The organism is Polaromonas sp. P5_D5, assembly GCF_054049435.1.
Window position 1 is genome coordinate 1,044,825 of record NZ_JBFUMJ010000001.1, and the last position, 21,378, is coordinate 1,066,202.

The following is a 21,378-nucleotide window of genomic DNA, read 5'->3' on the forward strand; positions in this document are numbered from 1 at the left end:
ATTTATTTTTGAGCGGCCAGCACACCGTTTTGCAGCTGCACGCCGCCGTCAACGATATGCAGGCGCGGATCTTTTCTTACTGTGGCAACCACATCCTGCAGCACCTCGACGGCCCCACCGGAAACCACCAGTTCGTCTCCACCGGAGGCATCCGCGCTTGCGCTGCGAGTTACCCGAAGGATGGGAGATACCTCGATCAGGCCGGATTTGGAGCGTGTCCCATCCACGGCCTGTTGCATGGCGGCGTCGGCACCATCATCGGCGCCCCCCCGCCCAAGCGTTCCCGCCCGTGCGGGCACAGCTGTGACAGGCAAGGGAGTGATGGATGCCGTCAGCCCGGTCGGTTGCACCACCGTGTAGTTGGCCGCGTCAACCCCGCCCAGGGTATAGCCGGTCACGGTCACGGGCTTTGCGTTACCCACATTCGCGTTGGCAAAAGCCCCGCTGCCGCCACTGACGCTAACCACGTCACCGACCAGGGCCGCCACGGCGGCGGTACCACCCAAGGTGGCCGCAGTCGTACCGTCAAAAACCTTGTTCTGCGCATTCACACCGGTGACAGCCAGGCTGGCCGGTGTGATGTTTGCCGTGACACCTGTAGGTTGCACCACGGTGTAGTTCCCGGCGTCGGCTCCGCCCAGCGTATAGCCGGTCACCGTCACGACCTTGCCGTTGCCCACATTTTTGTTTGCGAAGGCGCCACTGCCGGTACCACCCACAGTCACCACATCACCGCCCAGGGCCGTGACCCCCGCCGTTCCGTTAAGCGTGACGTTGGTGGTGGTGTCGTAGACCTTGTTGTTTGCCCCGACGCCTGTGACAGCCAGGCTGGCTGGTGTGATGTTGGCTGCGAGGCCGGTGGGTTGCACCACGGTGTAGTTGCCGGCGTCGGCTCCGCCCAGGGTGTAGCCGGTCACGGTCACGACCTTGCTGTTGCCCACATTCTTGTCAGTAAAAGTGCCGCTGCCGCCACTCACACTCACCACGTCACCACCCAAAGCAGCCACAGCGGCTGTGCCATTGAGGGTGGCGGCAGTACCCGCGTCATACACCTTGCTGTTTGCCCCCACGCCCGTGACGGCCACGCTGGCCGGCGTGATGTTGGCAGTCACTGCCGTAGGCTGCACCACGATGTAGTTGCTTGCGTCGGCACCGCCCAGTGTGTAGCCGGTAACCGTCACAGCTTTACCATTGCCAACGTTTTTGTTATTGAAATTGCCGCTGCCGGTGCCGCCCACCGTCACGGTATCGCCGCCCAGAGCTGTGACAGCCGCCGTTCCGTTGAGCGTCGCTGTGGTCGTCGTGTCATACACCTTGTTGTTGGCGCCCACACCTGTGACTGCCAGGCTGGCTGGCGTGATGTTGGCCGTGACAGCTGTGGGCTGCACCACGGTGTAGTTGCCGGCATCGGCACCGCCCAGCGCATAGCCGGTGACAGTGACGACCTTTCCGTTACCCACGTTTTTGTTGGCAAAGGTGCCGCTGCCGGTGCCGCCCACCGTCACGGTATCGCCGCCCAAAGCCGTCACCGCTGCTGTTCCGCTCAGCGTGGCCGTAGTGGTGGTGTCGTAGACCTTGTTGTTTGCGCTCACACCCGTCACCGCCAAGCTGGCTGGTGTGATGTTTGCCGTGACACTGGTGGGTTGCACCACGGTGTAGTTGCCGGCGTCGGCACCGCCCAGCGTGTAGCCGGTCACAGTCACCGCCTTGCCATTGCCCACATTCTTGTTGGCGAAGGCGCCATTGCCGGTACCGCCCACGGTCACGGTATCGCCACCCAAAGCCGTCACCGCTGCCGTTCCGCTCAGCGTCGCCGTCGTGGTGGTGTCATACACCTTGTTGTTGGCCCCCACGCCTGTGACCGCCAGGTTGGCCGGTGTGATATTGGCCGTGACACCGGTGGGCTGCACCACGGTGTAGTTGCCGGCATCGGCTCCACCCAGTGTGTAGCCGCTGACCGTCACAGCCTTGCCGTTGCCCACATTCTTGTCGGCGAAGGTGCCGCTGCCACCGCCAACCGTCACCACATCGCCGCCCAGGGCGGCGACGTTTGCGGTGCCATTGAGCGTGGCGGTGGTGGTGGTGTCGTAGACCTTGTTGTTCGCGCCTACACCCGTAATGGCCAGGCTGGCCGGCGTGATGTTGGCCGTGACACCTGTTGGCTGCACCACGGTGTAGTTGCCGGCATCGGCTCCGCCCAGTGTGTAGCCGGTGACGGTGACGGCCTTGCCGTTACCTACGTTCTTGTTGGCGAAATTTCCGCTGCCGGTACCGCCCACGGTCACGGTATCGCCACCCAAAGCCGTCACCGCTGCTGTTCCGCTCAGCGTGGCCGTAGTGGTGGTGTCGTAGACCTTGTTGTTTGCGCTCACACCGCTGACAGTCAAGCTGGCCGGTGTGATGTTGGCGGTCAAGCTGGTGGGTTGCACCACGGTGTAATTGCCGGCGTCGGCACCGCCCAGCGTGTAGCCGGTGACGGTTACGGCCTTGCCATTGCCTACGTTTTTGTTGGCGAAGCTGGCGCTGCCGGCGCCGCCTACCGTCACCGCGTCACCACCCAAGGCCGTCACCGCAGCTGTTCCGCTGAGCGTGGCTGCAGTTGTGGTGTCGTACACCTTGTTGTTGGCATTCACACCTGTGACCGTGAGGCTGGCGGGGGTGATGTTGGCGGTCAAGCTGGTGGGTTGCACCACGGTGTAATTACCGGCGTCCGCACCGCCCAGCGTGTAGCCGGTCACAGTCACCGCCTTGCCATTGCCCACATTCTTGTCGGCAAAAGCACCACTTCCACCGCCAACCGTCACGACATCACCCCCCAGGGCCGTAACAGCCGCCGTTCCGTTGAGAGTCGCGGTGGTCGTTGCGTCGTAGACCTTGTTGTTGGCGCCTAAGCCGGTAACAGCCAGGCTGGCTGGCGTGATGCTCGCGGTCACCGCCGTGGGTTGCACCACGGTGTAGTTGCCGGCGTCCGCACCGCTCAGCGTATAGCCGGTGACAGTCACGGCCTTGCCGTTGCCAACATTCTTGTTGGCGAAGCTGCCGCTGCCCGTGCCGGCCACGGCCACGACGTCACCGCCCAAGGCCGTAACGGCTGCCATTCCGTTGAGTGTCGCCGTGGTGGTCGTGTCGTAGACCTTGTTGTTCGCGCCTACGCCGGTAACAGCCAGGCCAGCCGGCGTGATGTTCGCGGTCAATCCCGTGGGTTGCACCACGGTGTAGTTGCCGGCGTCAGCACCGCCCAGTGTGTAGCCGGCCACAGTCACCGCCTTGCCATTGCCCACATTCTTGTTGGCAAAGGTGCCGCTGCCACCGCCAACCGTCACCACGTCACCGCTCAGGGCCGCGACGGCCGCCGTGCCATTGAGTGTGGCGGTGGTGGTGGTGTCGTAGACCTTGTTGTTTGCGCCTACACCCGTGACAGCCAGGCTGGCCGGCGTGATGTTGGCTGTGACGCCGGTGGGTTGAACCACGGTGTAGTTGCCGGCATCAGCGCCGCCCAGTGTGTAGCCGGTCACGGTGACGGTCTTGCCATTGCCAACATTCTTGTTGACGAAATTGCCGCTGCCGGTGCCACCCACCGTCACAGTATCGCCACCCAGGGCCGTAATGGCGGCTGTTCCGCTCAGCGTGGCCGTAGTGGTGGTGTCATAGACCTTGTTGTTTGCACTCACACCCGTCACCGCCAGGCTGGCCGGTGTGATGTTGGCGGTCACCGCCGTGGGCTGCACCACGGTGTAGTTACCAGCGTCTGCTCCGCCCAGTGTGTAGCCGGTCACAGTCACCACCTTGCCATTGCCCACATTCTTGTTGGCGAAGGTGCCGCTGCCGGTACCGCCCACCGTCACGGTATCGCCACCCAAAGCCGTCACCGCTGCTGTCCCGCTCAGCGTCGCTGTGGTCGTTGTGTCGTAGACCTTGTTGTTTGCGCCTACACCCGTGACAGTCAAGCTGGCCGGTGTGATATTGGCGGTCAAGCTCGTGGGTTGCACCACGGTGTAGTTGCCGGCGTCGGCACCGCCCAGCGTGTAGCCGGTCACAGTCACCGCCTTGCCATTGCCCACATTCTTGTTGGCGAAGGCGCCATTGCCGGTACCGCCCACGGTCACGGTATCGCCACCCAAAGCCGTCACCGCTGCCGTCCCGCTCAGCGTCGCTGTGGTCGTTGTGTCGTAAACCTTGTTGTTTGCGCCTACACCTGTGACGGCCAGGCTGGCGGGCGTGATGTTGGCGGTCACCGCCGTGGGTTGAACCACGGTGTAGTTGCTCGCATCGGCGCCGCCCAGCGTGTAGCCGGTCACGGTCACGACCTTGCCGTTGCCCACGTTCTTGTTGTTGAAATTGCCGCTGCCGGTGCCGCCCACCGTCACGGTATCGCCACCCAGAGCTGTCACCGCCGCTGTTCCGCTCAGCGTCGCGGTGGTCGTTGTGTCGTAGACCTTGTTGTTGGCCCCCACACCCGTGACAGCCAGGCTTGCCGGCGTGATGTTAGCCGTGACACTTGTGGGCTGCACCACGGTGTAATTGCCGGCATCGGCGCCGCCCAGCGTGTAGCCGGTCACGGTAACCACCTTGCCGTTGCCAACGTTCTTGTTTGCGAAATTGCCGCTGCCGGTGCCGCCCAACGTCACGGTATCGCCGCCCAAGGCTGTGACAGCCGCTGTTCCGTTGAGCGTCGCGGTGGTCGTTGTGTCATAAACCTTGTTGTTGGCTCCCACGCCCGTAACCGCCAGGTTGGCCGGCGTGATGTTGGCCGTGAAACCTGTGGGTTGCACCACGGTGTAGTTGCCGGCGTCGGCGCCGCCCAGCGTGTAGCCGGTCACGGTAACCACCTTGCCGTTGCCCACGTTCTTGTCGGCAAACCGGCCGATGCCTGTGCCGGCCACGTTCACCGTATCACCGGCGAAAGCTGCAACGCTGGCCGTGCCGTTGATGGTGGCGGCGTCGCTGGCGTTGTACACCTTGTTCTGGATCGTCACACCGCCAACGGCAAGGCTGGCCGGCGTGATGTTCGCGGTCAGGCCCGTGGGCTGCACGATGACATAGTTGCCGGCATCTGCGCCGCCCAGCGTGTAGCCGGTGACCGTCACGGCTTTGCCGTTGCCCACGTTCTTGTCGGCGAAAGCACCGCTGCCGGCGCCGGCGATGCTCACCGTGTCGCCGGCGATGGCTGTTACGCTGGCCGTGCCGTTGAGGGTGGCGGTGGTGCCGGCGTCATACACCTTGTTGTTTGCGCTCACGCCGGTGACAGCCAAACTGGCGGGATTGACTGTCAGCGTGCCATTGGCGTAACTGATGTCGTAGCCCTGCTGGTTGGAATACAGGCCGGACGCTGTCACCGTATAGCTTCCGGCATTGACCGCGCCCTGGGCGGTCCCGCCGAAACCGATGCTGCCCGACAAGCTGCCGCAGGCCACGTTGGAGCAACTGACGCTGGTTCCACCATTCCAGGACAGCCTGTCATAGGTCTTGCTGGTGTTGGCGACGGTGACCGTGGTGGCCTTCATGAGTGCCTTGAGCAGGGGACGGCTATTTCCCTCATAAATACGCCAGACGCTGGTGAAATCCCAGTTCGGGTTGACGTTGCCGTTGGCAGCCGTGGCCGAGCTGAAATTGGCCTGCTGCTGCATCTGGGCCGTGGTCATGCCCATGCCGCCGCCCGAGCTTGTGGCCCGCCCGGTTGTGACGGTGTCCCAGAAACTGTTGTTGATCGCCGTTCCGGCGTCCCACAAGCCGACCAGCCCACCCAGATTGCTGGTGCCGCTCACGGCCCCCGTCGCGTAGCTGCTATTGATCGTGCCGCCAGCATCAAATTTATAGCCCACCAGGCCGCCGACATTCGTGGTGCCGGACACCGTGCCACTCGCATAACTATTGCTGATCACAACATTGGCGGTGCCATTGCTGTCCCAATACCCCACGAGCCCGCCGACATCCTGGCCGGTGCTGGTGACGTTGCCGCTGGCGTAGCTATTGCTGACGCTTCCGCCGTTGAGCATGTCGCCCACCAGCCCGCCAACCCGCGAACTCGATGCGCCGACAGAGCCGGTGGCATAGCTGTCGCTGATAAGGCCCTGGTTCCAGCCAACCAGCCCGCCAACAATGAACGAGCCGATCACCGCGCCGCTGGCGTGGCTGTTGCGGATTACGCCCTGGCTGGTCCCCACCAGCCCACCAGCCTCGGATCCGGAGCCGGTCACTGAGGTGCTGGCGTAGCTGTTAGTGATATTGCCATTGCTCCACCCGGCCAACGCGCCGACTTTGGTTTGGCCCGTGACGCTACCGCCGGCCAAGCCCAAATTGTTGATTCGCCCCGAAGCGCCTACATAGCCGAGCAGACCGACGTAGGTGGCGGTGGGCCGGTTGATAGTGAGGCCGGAAATGGTGTGGCCCAAACCGTCCAGGATGCCACTGAATTGCGCCAGGTTGTTGCCCAGCGGTTCGAATCCACTGCCGCCGTTCCAAGCGCTGGTTGGCGAGGCGTCGATGTCAGCGCCCAGTGCGTAGCGACCGTTGAGATTGCCGCTCATGCCCTGTAAATCTGTGCCGCTGGTGCTGGTTGCGGTACCCAGGTCAGTGATCACCGTATAGGCGACGGGGGTACCGTTGCTGCCTTGCTTGGTGCTGAAATTGTTGCCTGCCGGCAAATTGATCTTCGCGCCGTTGTTGACGTTGTAGGAGTTGGTGATGCCATTGGTATTGCCCTGGCCGTATTCCAGCGCCAGCTTGCCCGTACCGGAGGCATTGAGGTTGGCGTTGATGTTGATGTTGTTCTGCGCGTTGAGCGTCAGCTGGTTGATGCTCCAGCTCACCACGTCGTTGACGTTGACGTCGCCCGCTGTGCCCGTGTTCCCGCTGCTGCTCTGGATGACGACGTTGCCTGAACCCAGGTTGGCACTCAGGGCCGCACCCGTGATGTTCCCGCCCGCAGCGGCGATGGTGAAATCCACCGGGTCGATCAGCCAGGTGCCGCTTTGGCCCGCGGGGGCCGCCGTGGTGATCCGGGCGCCGTCGGCAATGTTCACCTGCGCGCCCGAGGTTTCCACAAAGCCGCCGTTGCCGCCGTTGGGCGCCGAAGCGTCCAGCGTGCCCGCAATGTTGGCGGTGCCGGCGGCCATGCCGCCCAGCAGGATGATGGTGCCGCTGCGGTTTTCCACGGTGCGCGCCTGGATCACCCCGGTGTTGTTGACTGCGCTGGCCAGCAGGGAATCCTTGGCACCGGCGCTCATCAGCGCCTGCCCGCCGTCAGCCAGAATCAATCCGCCGTTCTCGGCCAGGCTGTTGAGAACGCTCTGGTCCACCTCGATCTTGAGCAGCTGGTTGCCCTGGAAGGTCAAAGTAGCCGCGCTGCCTGCCGCCAGCGCCACGCTGCCCTGCGGGGCGTTGATGGTGCCCTGGTTGCGCACGGTATTGCCGACCAGGGCAACGTAGCCGCCCGTGGCAGCATTGATGCGGCCCTGGTTGACCACACTGCCTGCGCCTGCGCCGCTGAAGCTGCGCTTTCCGTTGCTCAGGTCCGCATCCTTGACATCCAGCGTGGACGCCACCAGCCCGCCCACATTGACCTGAGCACCGGCGCCAAACAGGATGCCGTTGGGATTGATCAGGAAAACCTGCCCGTTGGCATTGAGCTGGCCCAGGATCTGGCTGCCGTGGGTGTCCAGGATGCGGTTGACCGCGATCGCGCTGGCCGAAGGCTGCACGAAGTTGACGCTTTCCTGCGCGCCTACGTTAAAGCTCTTCCAGGTCAGCGAAGCGTTCTGGCTGGATTGATTGATGGTGGTGGCGGAGCCGCTCTGCGAGATGCTGGCTGCGCCCGAAGTGACTTGACCGTCTACCGGGCCGGCCTGCGCTGTTGCTGCTCCCAGCAGCAAAACGGCCGTTACGGGCTTGCGCAGGGTCCATCTGCCCGCGGCGCTATCGGCCATCCGTCCCAGTGCATCAAAAAACGGCGGCGCCGCGGTGGGTGCGTGTTGACCGATATTTGTTACAAATTGCGCTGCCGTACGCGCATTTTTCGAACTTTTTTTGTGCATTTTTCACATCCCGCGAGTCCCCTTGCGTCAGCCGGTTGCAAGACAGAGGCACTCGAAGTGATGGTATTCACAAAGGAAACCCGGCACATCGGGTTAAAAAAAGTTCTTTTTGCGGTTAATAGAAACGTGCTCCAGGTCGACCACGTTAGTTTCAATTTGTTACCGCTTTGGTTGTAACATTCGACCGCAATGCCGTTGCCAAAAAAAGACACCCAAAATGAGAAAACGGGCTGCCATGGTGGCAACCCGTTCATTTCAGGCGGTCAATGGCATTTATTGCGTTGCGCCGCGCGGCTGGCGTGCTCACCGATCGCACAGGCCAATTGCTACTGTCGGGTAGTGCAAACGAAGCCGCAGCTCCTGCTTCAGGCGGGTGTTGTCCAGCCGGCGCGACTCGCTCATGAAGCTCAGCAGCATCAGCGGCAACTCTTCCTGTGCCGTGCCCCGTGCCAGGCGCGGCGGCCGCGGCAGGCCGTAGAGGTCCGCCGCCAGGTCGAAATAGTCGCCCATCTTCAACTGCGTGTCGTCACTGGCGTTGCTGGCGCGCTGGGGCTTGCCGCGCCACAGCGCCGCCAGGCAGGCACGGGCCAGGTCGTCGGCGTGGATATGGTTGGTGTAGACGTCGTCTTCGGCACGCAGTACAGGTGTGCCCTTGAGCAACCTGCCACGCGGCGTACCGCCTTCGCGGTCGGGCGCATAGATACCCGGGATGCGCAGCAGGTGCACACGGGTGCCGGTGGCCCGGCCGAAAAGCCGCAGATGCGCCTCAGCATGTACACGCCGCTGGGCACGCGGTGTGTGGGGCTTCAATGGCCGCGTTTCGCGCACCCATTCGCCGCCGCAGTCGCCATACACCCCGCTGGTGGAGCCATACACCAGCGACTGCGGCAGGCTGCGCAGGCGCAGCGCGCGCAGTAGCGCCAGCGTCCGTGGGTCGGTACGCCAATCGGGCTGGTCGCCGGGCGGCGGCGCCAGGTGCACCACCCGCGTAGCCACCCCCGCCAGTCGCCGCAGGGAGGCAGCGTCGTCCAGGTTGCCCTGTAGCGGCGTGATGCGCTGTGCGCGCAAAGCCGGCAAGCGCTCCGGCGATGAGGTCAGGGCCATGAGCCGGACATTGCGTGGCAGCAGGCGGGCCACGCGTTGGCCCACATCGCCGCAACCGACGATCAAAACCCGCTCGCGGCGGAAACGAAAAGGCAGCGCGCCTAGGGGGTTCAGGTTTGAGGGCAAAATTGGGGGTTGCTGGAAAAAGCCAGCCAGGTCGAGAACAGATACCGCAAGGATACCGAATATGAGCTTTAACGTGACTGTGCAACCCAGTGGCCGGACATTCATCGCCGAGGCGGATGAACCGCTGCTGGCGGCCGCCATTCGCCAGGGCATCGGCCTGCCCTACGGCTGCAAGGACGGCGCCTGCGGCTCCTGCAAGTCCAAAAAACTGGAAGGCAGCGTCCTTCACGGCGCGCACCAGGTCAAGGCCATGTCACCCGAGGAAGAGGCGAACGGCTTCATCCTGACCTGCAGCGCCAGGGCGACGAGCGACGTCGTGCTCGAATCACGCCACGTCACGGATGAAAGCGCTTTCCCGGTCAAGAAAATGCCGGTGCGCATCAACAGCCTGACCAAGGCCTCGCACGACGTGATGGTGGTGCGCCTGCAATTGCCGGCCAGCGATGTGTTCAAGTACCACGCCGGCCAGTATGTGGAGTTCCTGCTGCGCGACGGCGACCGCCGCGCGTATTCGATGGGCAATGCGCCGCACACCCAGGCCGACAACCCGGGTGTGGAGCTGCACATCCGCCACATGCCGGGCGGCAAGTTCACCGAGCACGTGTTCGGCCCCATGAAAGAAAAGGAAATCCTGCGCATCGAGGGTCCTTTCGGCAGCTTTTACCTGCGCGAAGACAGCGACAAACCCATGGTGCTGCTGGCATCGGGCACGGGCTTTGCGCCCATCAAGGCGCTGATCGAGCATCTGCAACACAAGGGCATCACGCGCCCGGCCGTGCTGTACTGGGGCGGCCGCCGCCCGGCCGATTTGTACATGGACGACTGGGTCAAGGCCAGGACCGCGGAAATGCCGAATTTGCGCTACGTGCCGGTGATTTCCAATGCCCTGCCCGAGGACAACTGGACCGGCCGGACCGGCTTTGTCCACCAGGCCGTGCTGGATGATTTTTCCGACCTTTCCGGTCATCAGGTGTATGCCTGCGGCGCGCCCATCGTCGTGGATTCGGCCCAGGCCGCCTACACGGCTGCGGGCCTGCCGGACGACGAGTTTTATGCCGACTCCTTTGTGACCGAAAAAGAAAAAGCCCAGGCTACCGTACCCGCCGAAACCTGAACGGCGCACGCACCCGACAAACAAGAAGAAGAAAAAGAAACGCCCCGGCTGATTCGTCAGCCGGGGCTTTTTTGTGGGGATGCACCCCGGCTCATGAAAAGCCGGATTCGCTGCAAGCCGGCGAGACCCGATTATTTGCAACAATACGAAGCATGAACATTCGACCCGTTTCCCTCCTCACTTCCCTGCCCGGCAAATGCCTGGGTGCCCTTTTCATTGCCGGCATGGCACTGTCAGCCCCTCTGGCGCACGCCCAGCCCAAGGTCATGCGCATCATCGTGCCGTATGCACCCGGTGGCCCGATCGACGTGACGGCCCGCCTGATGGCCGAACGCGTCAAGGACACGCTGGGCCCGGTCATCATTGAGAACAAACCCGGCGGCGGCGGCAACATCGGTGTCGACGCCATCGCCAAGGCGCAACCCGACGGCATGACGATCGGCATTTCCGCCGTTGCCACCCACGCCATCAACCCCTGGCTTTACAGCAGGATGCCGTACAACGCGGCGACCGACTTCGCGCCCATCACACAGCTGGTGCGCGTGCCCAATGTGCTGGTGATCAACGCCGATTCTGCTCGGCGCCTGAACATCAACTCGCTGGGCGACCTGATCAAATACGCCAAGGCCAACCCGGCCAAGCTCAATTACGCCAGCGGCGGCAACGGCAGCGCCGGGCACCTTGCCGGCGAAATGTTCAAGGCACAGGCCGGCATCTTCGCGCTGCACATCCCCTACAACGGCGGCAACCCGGCGCAACTGGCGCTGCTGAGCGGCCAGGTGGACTACAACTTTGACAACCTGGCCACGGCATCCGCCAACATCAAGGCCGGCAAGCTCAAGGCGCTGGCGGTCACTACAGCCAAACGCAGCGCCATGCTGCCCGATGTGCCTGCCGTGGCCGAGACGCTCAAGGGTTTTGAGATCGACACCTGGTGGGGACTGGTGGCGCCCGCAGGCACACCGAAAGACGTGATCACCAAACTCAACCAGGCATTCGTCGCCGCGCTGAATTCACCCGAAGCCAAAACCCGCTTTGCCACACTGATGGCCGAACCTGTGGGCAACACACCCGAGCAGTTCGGCGCCTTCATGAAAAGCGAAATGGCGAAGTATGAAAAAGTGGTGAAGGCCTCAGGCGCCAAAGTGGATTGAAATAGGTCCACCCCCTTCCAGGCTCACTGCGTGTAGCCTGTTCCCCCCTCAGGGGGCGGCGCCTGGGGCCGGCGAAGCCGAAAAATTGGCACACCCCTATCGGGCTCACTGCGTGTAGCCCTTTTCCCCTTGCAGGGGACGGTGCCTGCGGCCCGGCAAAGCCGGTTCCGCGGCACCCACTGGTGAATACCTCCGCCGATAGTGCCCAAAGAATTCTTAAACCCAGCACGAGCCCCGGAACCGGCTTTGCCGGGCCGTAGGGCGGGCGGCCCCCTCGGGGGGCAGGGAGCTACACGCAGTGAGCGACCGTGGGGGCTCCATCACCACCGTGGGGGCTCACCTGGTCACGCGATCCCCATAGCGAATGCTCTTCAGGGAACCGCCCTCAAACAGCAGCATGGTCATGAACTGCCCGTAACCTGGGTTGTAAGTCCACTCTTCGACCTGCTGGCAGGTGTTGACCGTTACGTTGGTGGTGGTGCTGGTGGTGGAACCTGCGGTATTTGGTGTCACAACGGTCGCGCTGGACACGGTGTCAGGCGTGGCTTTGCAAAAAGTGTCCTTCATGACAGGTTCGCCGCATTTTTGCAGGATCGTGCCTTTGGAATTGCCGATCTGCGCCAGGTCGCCCTTGCAGCGCAGTGACTGGGCCGAAGCGCCGGTGAAAAAGGATGAGGCCAGGAAGGCGAACATCACGACAGCAGTGCGGACAACATACTGGTTCATTTTGGCTTCCCCAAGGTTCAACAAGAGTGCGCGTGGTGCGCACTCTTCGAACTTTATGCGCAAATATTTGGCGCCGCAAGGCATTTATGCCCTGCGCCGGTTGGTCAGATTTACGGGATAACGTGCGTCCCGCGGCGCCTGCCGGCGCGCGGGCGCTCACTTATTCGCCGAGGTAAGCGGCCCTGACGCGCGGATCGTTCAGCAGCGCTTTCGCGTCGCCGTTCATGGTGACGTTGCCCGACTCCATGACGTAGCCACGGTTGGCAATGCCAAGTGCGCGGCTGGCGTTCTGCTCGACCAGCAGCACCGTCACGCCGCGGGCTGAAACGTCCTTGACCACTTCGAAGATCTTGTCGACCATGATGGGCGAAAGGCCCATGGAGGGCTCGTCCAGCAGCAGCACCTTGGGGCGGCTCATCAATGCGCGGCCCATGGCCAGCATCTGCTGTTCACCGCCCGACATGGTGCCGGCCAGCTGGTCCTTGCGTTCACGCAGACGGGGAAACAGCACAAACATCTTTTCCATGTCTTCGGCGATGCCCGCCTTGTCGCTACGGATGTAGGCGCCCATCTGCAGGTTTTCGGTGATGGTCATGCGGGTGAAGACGCCGCGGCCTTCCGGCACCATGGCCAGGCCCTCTTTCACCAGGTCCCAGGCGCCGCGGCCCTTGATACTCTTGCCCAGATATTCAATGTCGCCGCCCAGCATCGGCAGCGTGCCGGTGATGGCTTTCATGGTGGTGGTCTTGCCGGCCCCGTTGGAGCCAATCAGGGTGACCAGTTCGCCGTCGTTGACTTCGAAGTCAACGCCCTTGACCGCCTGGATGCCGCCGTAAGCGACCTTCAGGCCGGTCACTTTAAGGAGTGTGTTTGCCATGTTCTTGCTTTCCTTCAATGACCTGTGCCCAGATAGGCGGTGATCACTTTTTCGTCTTTTTGTACGTCCGCGGGCGCGCCTTCGGCAATCTGCTTGCCGTAATCGAGCACGGTGACGCGGTCGCACAGGCCCATGACCAGCTTCACGTCGTGTTCGATCAGCAGGATGGTGCGGTTGTCCTTGCGGATGCGGTCGATCAGCTCGCGCAGCTGCACTTTTTCGGTCGCGTTCATGCCGGCGGCCGGCTCGTCGAGCGCGATCAGCTGCGGGTCGGTGGCCAGGGCCCGGGCAATTTCCAGGCGGCGCTGGTCACCGTAGCTCAGGGTGCGGGCCTTGAAGTCGGCGTATTTGCCGATGCCGACATAGTCGAGCAACTCCTGCGAGCGCTTGGCAATGGCGGCTTCTTCGTGCTTGAAACCAGGAGTGCGCAGCACGGCGCCGATCAGGCCCGAATTGGTACGGATATGACGGCCGACCATGACGTTTTCGAGGGCGGTCATGTCGGCAAACAGGCGGATGTTCTGGAAGGTCCGGGCAATGCCGGCCTTGGCCACTTCGTGCACCGCCGTCGGCTTGTAGGGCTTGCCGGCGAGCTCGAAGGTGCCGCTGTCGGGTGTGTAAAGGCCCGTCAACACATTGAAGAAGGTGGTTTTACCGGCGCCGTTGGGGCCGATCAGGCCATACACCTGGCCACGCTCGATATGGATGCCGACATCGGAAAGAGCCTGCAAACCGCCGAAGCGCTTGGAGACACCCGAGACTTTAAGAATGGTTTCGCTCATGTCCATTCTCCTTAGGGGTTGATTGACTGGATAGGGTCCGGGCCGACGGGCTTGTTCAGCGACTTGCCGTGCTCGGAAGCGGGCCACAGGCCGCGCGGACGCATCAGCATGACGCTGATCATGGCCAGCGCGATCAGCAGCTGGCGCAGGATGGCGGAGTCAAGCCGGCCGTCGGTCATGGCTTGCAGCGGGCCGGCCACATGGCGCAGCACTTCTGGCAGCGCGGCCAGCAGCAAGGCACCCAGAATGACGCCGGGCAAATGGCCGATGCCGCCCAGCACCACCATGGCGACGATCATGACCGACTCCATCAGGCTGAAGGATTCGGGAGACACAAAACCCTGGAAGGCGGCAAACATGGAACCCGACACGCCGCCGAAAGTGGCGCCCATGCCGAAGGCCAGCAGCTTCAGGTTGCGAGTGTTGATGCCCATGGCCTTGGCGGCGATTTCGTCTTCACGGATCGCCATCCAGGCGCGGCCGATGCGGGAATTTTCCAGGCGGTGGCAAACCACAACCGAGACGATCACCAGCACCAGGAAGAGGTAGTAATACATCGACACCGAGTTGACCTCAAAGCCGAAAAACTCATGCGGCTTGCCCAGATCGAACCCGAAGAACTTCATCGAGTCGATCTGGTTGATGCCCTTGGGACCGTTGGTGAGGTTGATGGGGCGGTCCAGGTTGTTCAGGAACACGCGGATGATTTCACCGAAACCCAGCGTGACGATGGCGAGGTAATCGCCGCGCAGCTTGAGGGTCGGGGCGCCCAGCACCACGCCGAAGAATCCGGCGAGGGCCGCTGCGGCCGGGATGATCGCCCAGATCGGCAAATGCAGCCCGTTCGGAAACTGCGCCGCAATCCAGGGAAAGGCGTCGGCCAGGTGCGGCGAGCCGAGCAGCGCGAACAGGTAGGCGCCGACCGCGAAGAACGCGACATACCCCAGGTCCAGCAGGCCGGCGTAGCCGACCACGATGTTCAGGCCCAGGGCCAGCAGCACATACAGCAGCGCCATGTCGACAATGCGCACCCAGGCGTTGCCGCCCTGCTGCAGGATCAGGGGCAGCACCAGCAGTGCCGCCGCGACGATCAGGAAGGTAATGAGTTTTTTCGATTTGACAGAATTCATGATTGTTCTCCTTGTGTACCGGATGGACGCGGCGTCACGCCCGGTCCGCTACACGCTCACCCAGCAAGCCCGAAGGCCGCAGCGTGAGCACAAAAATCAGCACGATGAAAGCAAAGATGTCGGAGTACTGGCTGCCCAGCACGCCGCCCGTTAGCGGGCCGATGTAGCCGGCGCCGATGGATTCGATCAGGCCCAGCAAAATGCCGCCAAGCACCGCGCCGCCCAGGTTGCCGATGCCGCCGAACACAGCCGCCGTGAAGGCCTTCAGGCCGGGCAGGAAGCCCATGGTGTGCTGCACCGTGCCGTAGTTGGAGGCGTACATGACGCCGGCCAGCGCGGCGAGGATGGCGCCGATGATGAAGGTGGCCGAGATGACGGTGTCGGGGCGCACGCCCATGAGCGCCGCGACGCGGGGATTTTCAGCGGTGGCACGCATGGCGCGGCCCAGCTTGGTGTAATGCACCAGCCACATCAGTACGGAAAGGGAGACAACGGTTGCGCCCAGGATGAAGAGCTGGGTCACGGTGATGACAGCACCGCCGACCTGGAAGGGCTCGGAAGGCAACAGCGTGGGATAGGGCTTGTAGTTGGGCTTCCAGATGATCATGGCCAGGGTCTGCAGCAATAGCGACATGCCGATGGCGGTGATCAGCGGGGCCAGTTTGGGGGAGTTTCGCAAGGGCCGGTAGGCGATTTTCTCAATCGCGAAATTGAGGGCGCCGCACACCACAAAGGCGATCAACAGCGAAATCAGCAAAATAATCCAGCCCGGCGTGCCCGGCATGGAATCCTGCATCAGACCAATGATGGTCCAGCTGGTCAAAGCCCCCACCATCAGCACTTCGCCGTGTGCGAAGTTAATCAGGTTAATGATGCCGTACACCATGGTGTAGCCCAAGGCGATCAAGGCATACATGCTGCCCAGCACCAGACCATTGATGATCTGCTGTAGCAATATTTCCATAACTCACTCTCCGTCCGTTTGATGAAATCGCCAACTCCGCCTGGCGGCCACCATCCACCGGGATCGCCGGTGACTGGCTTGAGTTAACAAAAAGCCCGCCTATCAAAGCCGGATGGCTGGTGAAGTTGGCGAGCTAATCCGCAAATTGTAGCCAAGCGTCTCTAGCGAGAATCGAGCCAGCGGTGCGGTTTTCGCGGGGTTTACCCTTGAGAAAGTGAAATTTTCGGGTCGAATTCACCTTTATCAGCGGCTTTTGTTTTTTATCAGTTTTTCTTATTGTTCTTAATTTTCAACTCATTTAACTTATCCGCTATGCGTATCTCCAGTCCTCTGTTGACGGGGCGATAGAAACCTGGAGGTGACATGCCTTCCGGAAAATAATTCTCACCCGCGGCAAAGCCGTCTTCCTCGTCATGGGCGTAACGGTAGTTTTTGCCGTAATCGAGCTGTTTCATGAGCTTTGTTGGTGCATTGCGCAAATGCAGGGGCACCGGGCGGGTGCCGTCCTTGCTGATGAAAGCCTTGGCTTCGTTGAAGGCCTTGTAGACCGCATTGGACTTGGGCGCGACCGCCAGATAGATGACGCACTGGGCCAGCGCCAGCTCGCCCTCAGGGGAGCCGAGGCGTTCGTAGACTTCCGCAGCATCCAGCGCCATGCGCAAGGCACGCGGGTCGGCCAGCCCGATGTCTTCGCTGGCCATGCGCACCAGCCGGCGCGCCATGTAGCGCGGTTCGGCGCCGCCGTCGAGCATGCGCATGAACCAGTAGAGCGCGGCATCGGGGTCGGAACCGCGCACCGACTTGTGCAGCGCCGAGATGGTGTCGTAGAACTGTTCGCCGCCCTTGTCGTAGCGCCGCATCCGCTCGCCCAGTACCTTGAGCAGCCAGACGTCGCCGACGTCGGTCACTTTTTCGGCCTTGGCCGCCACGCTGAGGGACTCGAGCGTGTTCAAGAGGCGGCGGGCGTCGCCGTCGGCATAGGCAACCAGCCTGTCAACGGCTTCATTTGCTATTGTTTCGATAGCTGGTAGCGCATGCTCAGCAAGCACCTTGGCCACTATTTGCTTGAGATCTGCCTCCTCCAGCGGCTGCAACACATACACCACGGCGCGTGAAAGCAAGGCCGAATTCACCTCGAACGAAGGGTTTTCGGTGGTGGCACCGATGAAGGTGAAAAGGCCGCTTTCCACATGCGGCAAAAAAGCGTCCTGCTGGCTTTTGTTGAAGCGGTGCACCTCATCGACGAACACAATCGTGCGCTTGCCACCCTGCCCCTGCCAGACAGACGCCTGCTCGACTGCCTCCCGGATGTCCTTGACGCCGCCCAGCACGGCGGAGATGGTGATGAAGTGAGCATCAAAACTGCTCGCCATGAGCCGCGCGATGGTGGTCTTGCCGACGCCGGGCGGTCCCCAGAGGATGCAGCTGTGCGGCTGGCCTGATTCAAATGCGATGCGCAGCGGCATGCTTTCGCCCAGCAGGTGCTGCTGGCCGATGACCTCGCCCAGCGACTGGGGGCGCAAGCGTTCTGCTAGAGGTTGGCTCTTCGTTGGCATAAGGGATACATGTGCGGCATCTAGTTAGCGCAAGGGGTTCTTTAGTGTCTGGTCAGCGCTGCCTGGGGGCCGCAAACAGCTTGCGGTTGCGCACACCGATAATCACTACTGGCTCATCAATTCATCAAAAACTGCGGTAAATCCTTATGAAACTCAATATTGGTTGCGGTCACAACAAGTTTGCCGGATATGTCAACGTGGACGCATTTCAGGAATGCAACCCGGATGTAGTTTTTAACGTAGAAGTCACTCCGTGGATGTGGGACGACAGTTCAGTCGATGCCGTCATTTTTAATCATTCTCTTGAGCACATGGGCCAGCAATCCAGTGTTTTTCTGGGCATCATGAAAGAACTCTATCGCGTATGCAAAAACAGTGCTGTCATTGAAGTTAACGTACCCCATCCCAGGCACGACAATTTCATTAGCGATCCTACGCACGTGCGAATCATCACCCCCGCCCTGTTTGCACTGTTCGATAAAAAAAACAATGACGAGTGGAAATTGAAGGGCTTCCCCAACTCACCCTTTGCCCATTATCTGGGGGTAGATTTTGTGACCACTGATGTGGAAGTAGTGATCGCCGATCCTTATAGCCAGATGTTTTCGGACGGGAAGCTTTCAGGCGAAGAGCTGGAAATCATGGCGCGCGAAAAAAACAACATCCTCTCGGAATACAGAATCAAACTGTCAGTGAGAAAGCCAGAAAACCGGGTTTGATGACCGCCATGAATCCGGGAATTGAAACCGGCATGGGAAAACCACCGCAGGCGGTTACTGGCGAATCAGGTCCGCCCCAGCCGGCGTCTTGAACTGGAAGCTCGCAGGGCCAAGTGCAGGGTTAATCTCGAACTGACTGAAGGTCATCACTGACTTCTGGCCGAAGCTGTCAAGGATTTCCAGCATGGCGAGTTCGCTGCCCTTCCCGGTCGGTTTAAAACCGACGCTAATGCTCTGCAACTGGCCGTCTTTGGTTTTGGGTTTGGCCTGTATCCACTGCAAACCATCTCTGTCAGGCAAGGAAGCCAGGTTGAAATCGGCTTGCAGGCCCTTGAGGTCAGCAGCAGCGGCGATCACGGCGGCCGGGGTTCCGTTGAGTACCTGGGCGAGCTTGCGCGAGGTGACCTGGTTCAGGTCTGCGTCATAGAGCCACAGGGTCTGGCCGTCGGCCACGATGGTTTGCTCAAAAGGTTTTTTATAGACAAAGCGGAAACGGTTGGGCCGTGAAAACTCAAACGTACCGTTCGACGTCTTGCTGCGTGCAGCCTGGCCGTCCTTGCCGGGCGCAGTCACCACTTGGGTGAACTCGGCGCGGCCGCTGCTGACGGTCTTCACGAAAGTTTCGAGGCTTTCCAGGCCGTCGGCCCATACGGAATGGGCGCAAGCAGCTATCAAAATAGTAGCAAAATATTTCTTCATGATCGTCACTCCGCCCGTGAGGGCACCAGGATTTCGCGCTGGCCGCTGCCGCTCATGGCGCTGACCAGCCCGGCTTTTTCCATGTCTTCGACCAGCCGCGCCGCGCGGTTGTAGCCGATCTTGAGATGACGCTGCACCAGTGAAATGCTGGCTTTGCGGTTTTTCAGCACGACTTCCACGGCCTGGTCGTACATCGGGTCTTTTTCACCGCCGCCGTTGCCGCCACTGCCGCCATCACCCAGCAGGTCGCCGTCCTCGCCATCGACCGTGCCGCCTTCCAGAACGCCATCGATGTAATTGGGTTCGCCCTGCAGCTTGAGGTAGGCCACCACGCGGTGTACTTCATCATCGCTCACAAACGCACCATGCACCCGAATTGGAAAGCCTGTACCACTCGGCATGTAAAGCATGTCACCCATTCCTAACAATGCCTCAGCGCCCATCTGGTCAAGGATGGTCCGGCTGTCGATCTTGCTGCTGACCTGGAAAGACAGGCGGGTCGGGATATTGGCCTTGATCAGGCCGGTAATCACATCCACGCTTGGCCTCTGGGTAGCCAGCACCAGGTGGATGCCAGCGGCCCGGGCTTTTTGCGCCAGGCGGGCAATCAGTTCCTCAATCTTCTTGCCGACCACCATCATCAGGTCGGCCAGCTCGTCGATCACCACCACGATGTAGGGCAGGCGCTCCAGCGGCTCGGGTTGCTCGGGCGTGAGGCTGAAGGGGTTGTAGATGAATTCGCCCTTGGCCTTGGCCTCGTCGAGCTTGGCGTTGTAACCGGCCAGGTTGCGCACGCCCAGCTTGCTCATGAGCTTGTAGCGCTTTTCCATTTCGGCCACACACCAGTTCAGGCCGTGGGCGGCCTGGCGCATGTCGGTGACCACCGGCGCCAGTAAATGCGGAATGCCTTCATAGACACTCATCTCCAGCATCTTGGGGTCGATCAGCAGCAGCCGCACGTCACGTGCATCGGCCTTGTAGAGCAAGCTCAGGATCATGGCGTTGATGCCGACCGACTTGCCCGAGCCGGTGGTACCGGCCACCAGGCAATGCGGCATCTTGGCAAGATCAGCCACCACCGCAGCGCCGCTGATGTCCTTGCCCAGACCGATCGTGAGCATGGACTTGGCTTCGTTGTAGACCTGCGATCCCAGAATTTCACTGAGCTTGATGGACTGGCGCTTGGCGTTGGGCAGCTCCAGCGCCATGTAGTTTTTGCCGGGAATGGTTTCGATCACGCGAATGGAAACGAGGCTGAGGGCGCGCGCCAGATCCTTGGCCAGGTTGACAACCTGCGAACCCTTCACGCCCGTGGCGGGTTCGATCTCATAACGTGTGATGACGGGGCCGGGAGCGGCGGCCACGACACGCACCTCGACGCCGAAATCTTTCAGCTTTTTCTCGATCAGGCGCGAGGTCATTTCCAGCGTCTCGGGCGCCACGGTTTCCTGGCGCGTCAGCGCACCGTCCAGCAGATCAACCTGCGGGAGCTTGGAGTCGGGCATTTCACTGAAGAGCGGCTTTTGCCGTTCTTTTGCCACGCGCTCGCTTTTGGGAATGTCCACAAGCACGGGCTCGATCAGGACCGGCACCGGGTGGTGCTCTTCAATCTCGATGCGCTCGTCTATCAAGGTCTCTTCGCGCTCGCGCGCAGCCAGCTTGCCGAAGGCGAGGTCTTCGGCGATTTCGCGCTTTTCGCGCCGGGAATCAATCAGGTTGTCAATCCAGGCGCCGACACGCAGGGCCACATGCGCCCAGGAAAAGCCGAACACGGCGGACACGGCAATCACGCCGAGCGCAATGAAAACCAGGCCCGAACCAGCAAAGCCCAGCCATTTCTCACCCTGCGTTCCAGCCAGGTAACCCAGCACGCCGCCAGCGTGGCCGGGCAACCTGAACTCAAAACGATACAGCCGGGACCATTCCAGCGCCGCGCTGGCCAGTAAAAGCAGGAGCAGGCTCAGCCAGAACCGGATCCGGCCGGCGGAGTGGGATGAATCGGCAGCAAGGGGTTCGCCGCGAAGCCAGCGCGCCAATGAAGACAGCCAGACCTGTGCGCCTGCCGCCAATGCCCACCAGACGGAAAAGCCCAGCAGGAAATAGCTCGCATCTGCCAGCCATGCGCCCAGGCGGCCACCCCAATTGCGGGCCGCAGCTTGGGCGCCGCCCAGGACGTCCGCGGTACCGGATGTTGACCAGGCAGCGTCTTGCGATGAATAGCTGAGCAATGCCGCGAGCCAGAAAATCAGGCCGAGCAGACCCAGAATCAGGCTGACTTCATGGGCAAAGCGTTTGATGCCGCTGGGCGCGCCCGCGGCTGGGGAATTTCTGGAGTTCAGGGTATCGAGTGAGTAAGTCATGGCCCGGCTAGTACTGCAAGCCGGAAGTAGCGAG

The 21,378-nt window shown here is 61.7% G+C and carries 13 protein-coding genes; 3 read left to right on the forward strand and 10 right to left on the reverse strand.

The window, feature by feature from the left end; translation table 11 throughout:
• Window positions 1-2: 2 nt before the first annotated feature.
• Window positions 3-7,925, reverse strand: a complete 7,923-nt coding sequence (locus tag ACXJKE_RS05160; protein WP_457279479.1) for a beta strand repeat-containing protein — start codon at window positions 7,923-7,925, stop codon at window positions 3-5.
• 411 nt (window positions 7,926-8,336) lie between these two features.
• Window positions 8,337-9,263, reverse strand: coding sequence for an SDR family oxidoreductase (locus ACXJKE_RS05165; protein WP_457279480.1), 927 nt, complete (start codon window positions 9,261-9,263; stop codon window positions 8,337-8,339).
• Between the two features lie 61 nt (window positions 9,264-9,324).
• On the opposite strand from ACXJKE_RS05165, the gene ACXJKE_RS05170 reads away from it, so the two are divergent.
• Both ACXJKE_RS05170 and ACXJKE_RS05175 read left to right on the forward strand, forming a co-directional pair.
• A complete protein-coding gene (locus tag ACXJKE_RS05170) occupies window positions 9,325-10,377 on the forward strand; it encodes a CDP-6-deoxy-delta-3,4-glucoseen reductase (RefSeq protein WP_457279481.1) in 1,053 nt (350 codons plus the stop codon).
• 152 nt (window positions 10,378-10,529) lie between these two features.
• Window positions 10,530-11,531, forward strand: a complete 1,002-nt coding sequence (locus ACXJKE_RS05175; protein WP_457279482.1) for a Bug family tripartite tricarboxylate transporter substrate binding protein — start codon at window positions 10,530-10,532, stop codon at window positions 11,529-11,531.
• Window positions 11,532-11,867: 336 nt separating this feature from the next.
• Here ACXJKE_RS05175 and ACXJKE_RS05180 read toward each other — a convergent pair whose 3' ends face one another.
• The 6 genes from ACXJKE_RS05180 to ACXJKE_RS05205 form a co-directional block, all read right to left on the reverse strand.
• A complete protein-coding gene (locus tag ACXJKE_RS05180) occupies window positions 11,868-12,257 on the reverse strand; it encodes a DUF2845 domain-containing protein (protein WP_457279483.1) in 390 nt (129 codons plus the stop codon).
• A gap of 160 nt (window positions 12,258-12,417) precedes the next feature.
• Window positions 12,418-13,134 (reverse strand): ABC transporter ATP-binding protein, encoded by a 717-nt coding sequence (locus ACXJKE_RS05185; protein ID WP_457279484.1) that lies wholly within the window; start codon window positions 13,132-13,134, stop codon window positions 12,418-12,420.
• Window positions 13,135-13,148: 14 nt separating this feature from the next.
• Window positions 13,149-13,916, reverse strand: coding sequence for an ABC transporter ATP-binding protein (locus ACXJKE_RS05190; RefSeq protein ID WP_457279485.1), 768 nt, complete (start codon window positions 13,914-13,916; stop codon window positions 13,149-13,151).
• Window positions 13,917-13,927: 11 nt separating this feature from the next.
• Window positions 13,928-15,046, reverse strand: coding sequence for an ABC transporter permease subunit (locus ACXJKE_RS05195; RefSeq protein ID WP_457279486.1), 1,119 nt, complete (start codon window positions 15,044-15,046; stop codon window positions 13,928-13,930).
• A gap of 34 nt (window positions 15,047-15,080) precedes the next feature.
• The gene (locus tag ACXJKE_RS05200) at window positions 15,081-16,010 is read right to left on the reverse strand and encodes a branched-chain amino acid ABC transporter permease (RefSeq protein WP_457279487.1); all 930 of its coding nucleotides are present in this window, start codon (window positions 16,008-16,010) and stop codon (window positions 15,081-15,083) included.
• 263 nt (window positions 16,011-16,273) lie between these two features.
• On the reverse strand, window positions 16,274-17,566 hold the full coding sequence (locus tag ACXJKE_RS05205) for a replication-associated recombination protein A (protein ID WP_457279488.1): 1,293 nt from the start codon (window positions 17,564-17,566) through the stop codon (window positions 16,274-16,276).
• A gap of 146 nt (window positions 17,567-17,712) precedes the next feature.
• On the opposite strand from ACXJKE_RS05205, the gene ACXJKE_RS05210 reads away from it, so the two are divergent.
• Window positions 17,713-18,285 (forward strand): class I SAM-dependent methyltransferase, encoded by a 573-nt coding sequence (locus ACXJKE_RS05210; RefSeq protein ID WP_457279489.1) that lies wholly within the window; start codon window positions 17,713-17,715, stop codon window positions 18,283-18,285.
• Between the two features lie 54 nt (window positions 18,286-18,339).
• Here the strand turns inward: ACXJKE_RS05210 and lolA are convergent, their stop codons facing one another.
• Both lolA and ACXJKE_RS05220 read right to left on the reverse strand, forming a co-directional pair.
• Window positions 18,340-18,984 carry an outer membrane lipoprotein chaperone LolA gene (gene lolA, locus ACXJKE_RS05215; protein WP_457279490.1) on the reverse strand — a complete coding sequence of 215 codons (645 nt, stop codon included), beginning with the start codon at window positions 18,982-18,984 and terminating at the stop codon, window positions 18,340-18,342.
• Window positions 18,985-18,989: 5 nt separating this feature from the next.
• On the reverse strand, window positions 18,990-21,344 hold the full coding sequence (locus ACXJKE_RS05220; protein WP_457279491.1) for a DNA translocase FtsK: 2,355 nt from the start codon (window positions 21,342-21,344) through the stop codon (window positions 18,990-18,992).
• Window positions 21,345-21,378 lie beyond the last annotated feature (34 nt).

What these genes read in the sequence shown, in the direction of transcription:
- ACXJKE_RS05200 (WP_457279487.1), bottom strand. Translation starts at nt 16,010, where the DNA reads ATGGAAATATTGCTACAGCAGATCATCAATGGTCTGGTGCTGGGCAGC.
- lolA (WP_457279490.1), bottom strand. Translation starts at nt 18,984, where the DNA reads ATGAAGAAATATTTTGCTACTATTTTGATAGCTGCTTGCGCCCATTCC.
- ACXJKE_RS05210 (WP_457279489.1), top strand. Translation starts at nt 17,713, where the DNA reads ATGAAACTCAATATTGGTTGCGGTCACAACAAGTTTGCCGGATATGTC.
- ACXJKE_RS05160 (WP_457279479.1), bottom strand. Translation starts at nt 7,925, where the DNA reads ATGGCCGATAGCGCCGCGGGCAGATGGACCCTGCGCAAGCCCGTAACG.
- ACXJKE_RS05205 (WP_457279488.1), bottom strand. Translation starts at nt 17,566, where the DNA reads ATGCCAACGAAGAGCCAACCTCTAGCAGAACGCTTGCGCCCCCAGTCG.
- ACXJKE_RS05180 (WP_457279483.1), bottom strand. Translation starts at nt 12,257, where the DNA reads ATGAACCAGTATGTTGTCCGCACTGCTGTCGTGATGTTCGCCTTCCTG.
- ACXJKE_RS05190 (WP_457279485.1), bottom strand. Translation starts at nt 13,916, where the DNA reads ATGAGCGAAACCATTCTTAAAGTCTCGGGTGTCTCCAAGCGCTTCGGC.
- ACXJKE_RS05185 (WP_457279484.1), bottom strand. Translation starts at nt 13,134, where the DNA reads ATGGCAAACACACTCCTTAAAGTGACCGGCCTGAAGGTCGCTTACGGC.
- ACXJKE_RS05220 (WP_457279491.1), bottom strand. Translation starts at nt 21,344, where the DNA reads ATGACTTACTCACTCGATACCCTGAACTCCAGAAATTCCCCAGCCGCG.
- ACXJKE_RS05175 (WP_457279482.1), top strand. Translation starts at nt 10,530, where the DNA reads ATGAACATTCGACCCGTTTCCCTCCTCACTTCCCTGCCCGGCAAATGC.
- ACXJKE_RS05195 (WP_457279486.1), bottom strand. Translation starts at nt 15,046, where the DNA reads ATGAATTCTGTCAAATCGAAAAAACTCATTACCTTCCTGATCGTCGCG.
- ACXJKE_RS05170 (WP_457279481.1), top strand. Translation starts at nt 9,325, where the DNA reads ATGAGCTTTAACGTGACTGTGCAACCCAGTGGCCGGACATTCATCGCC.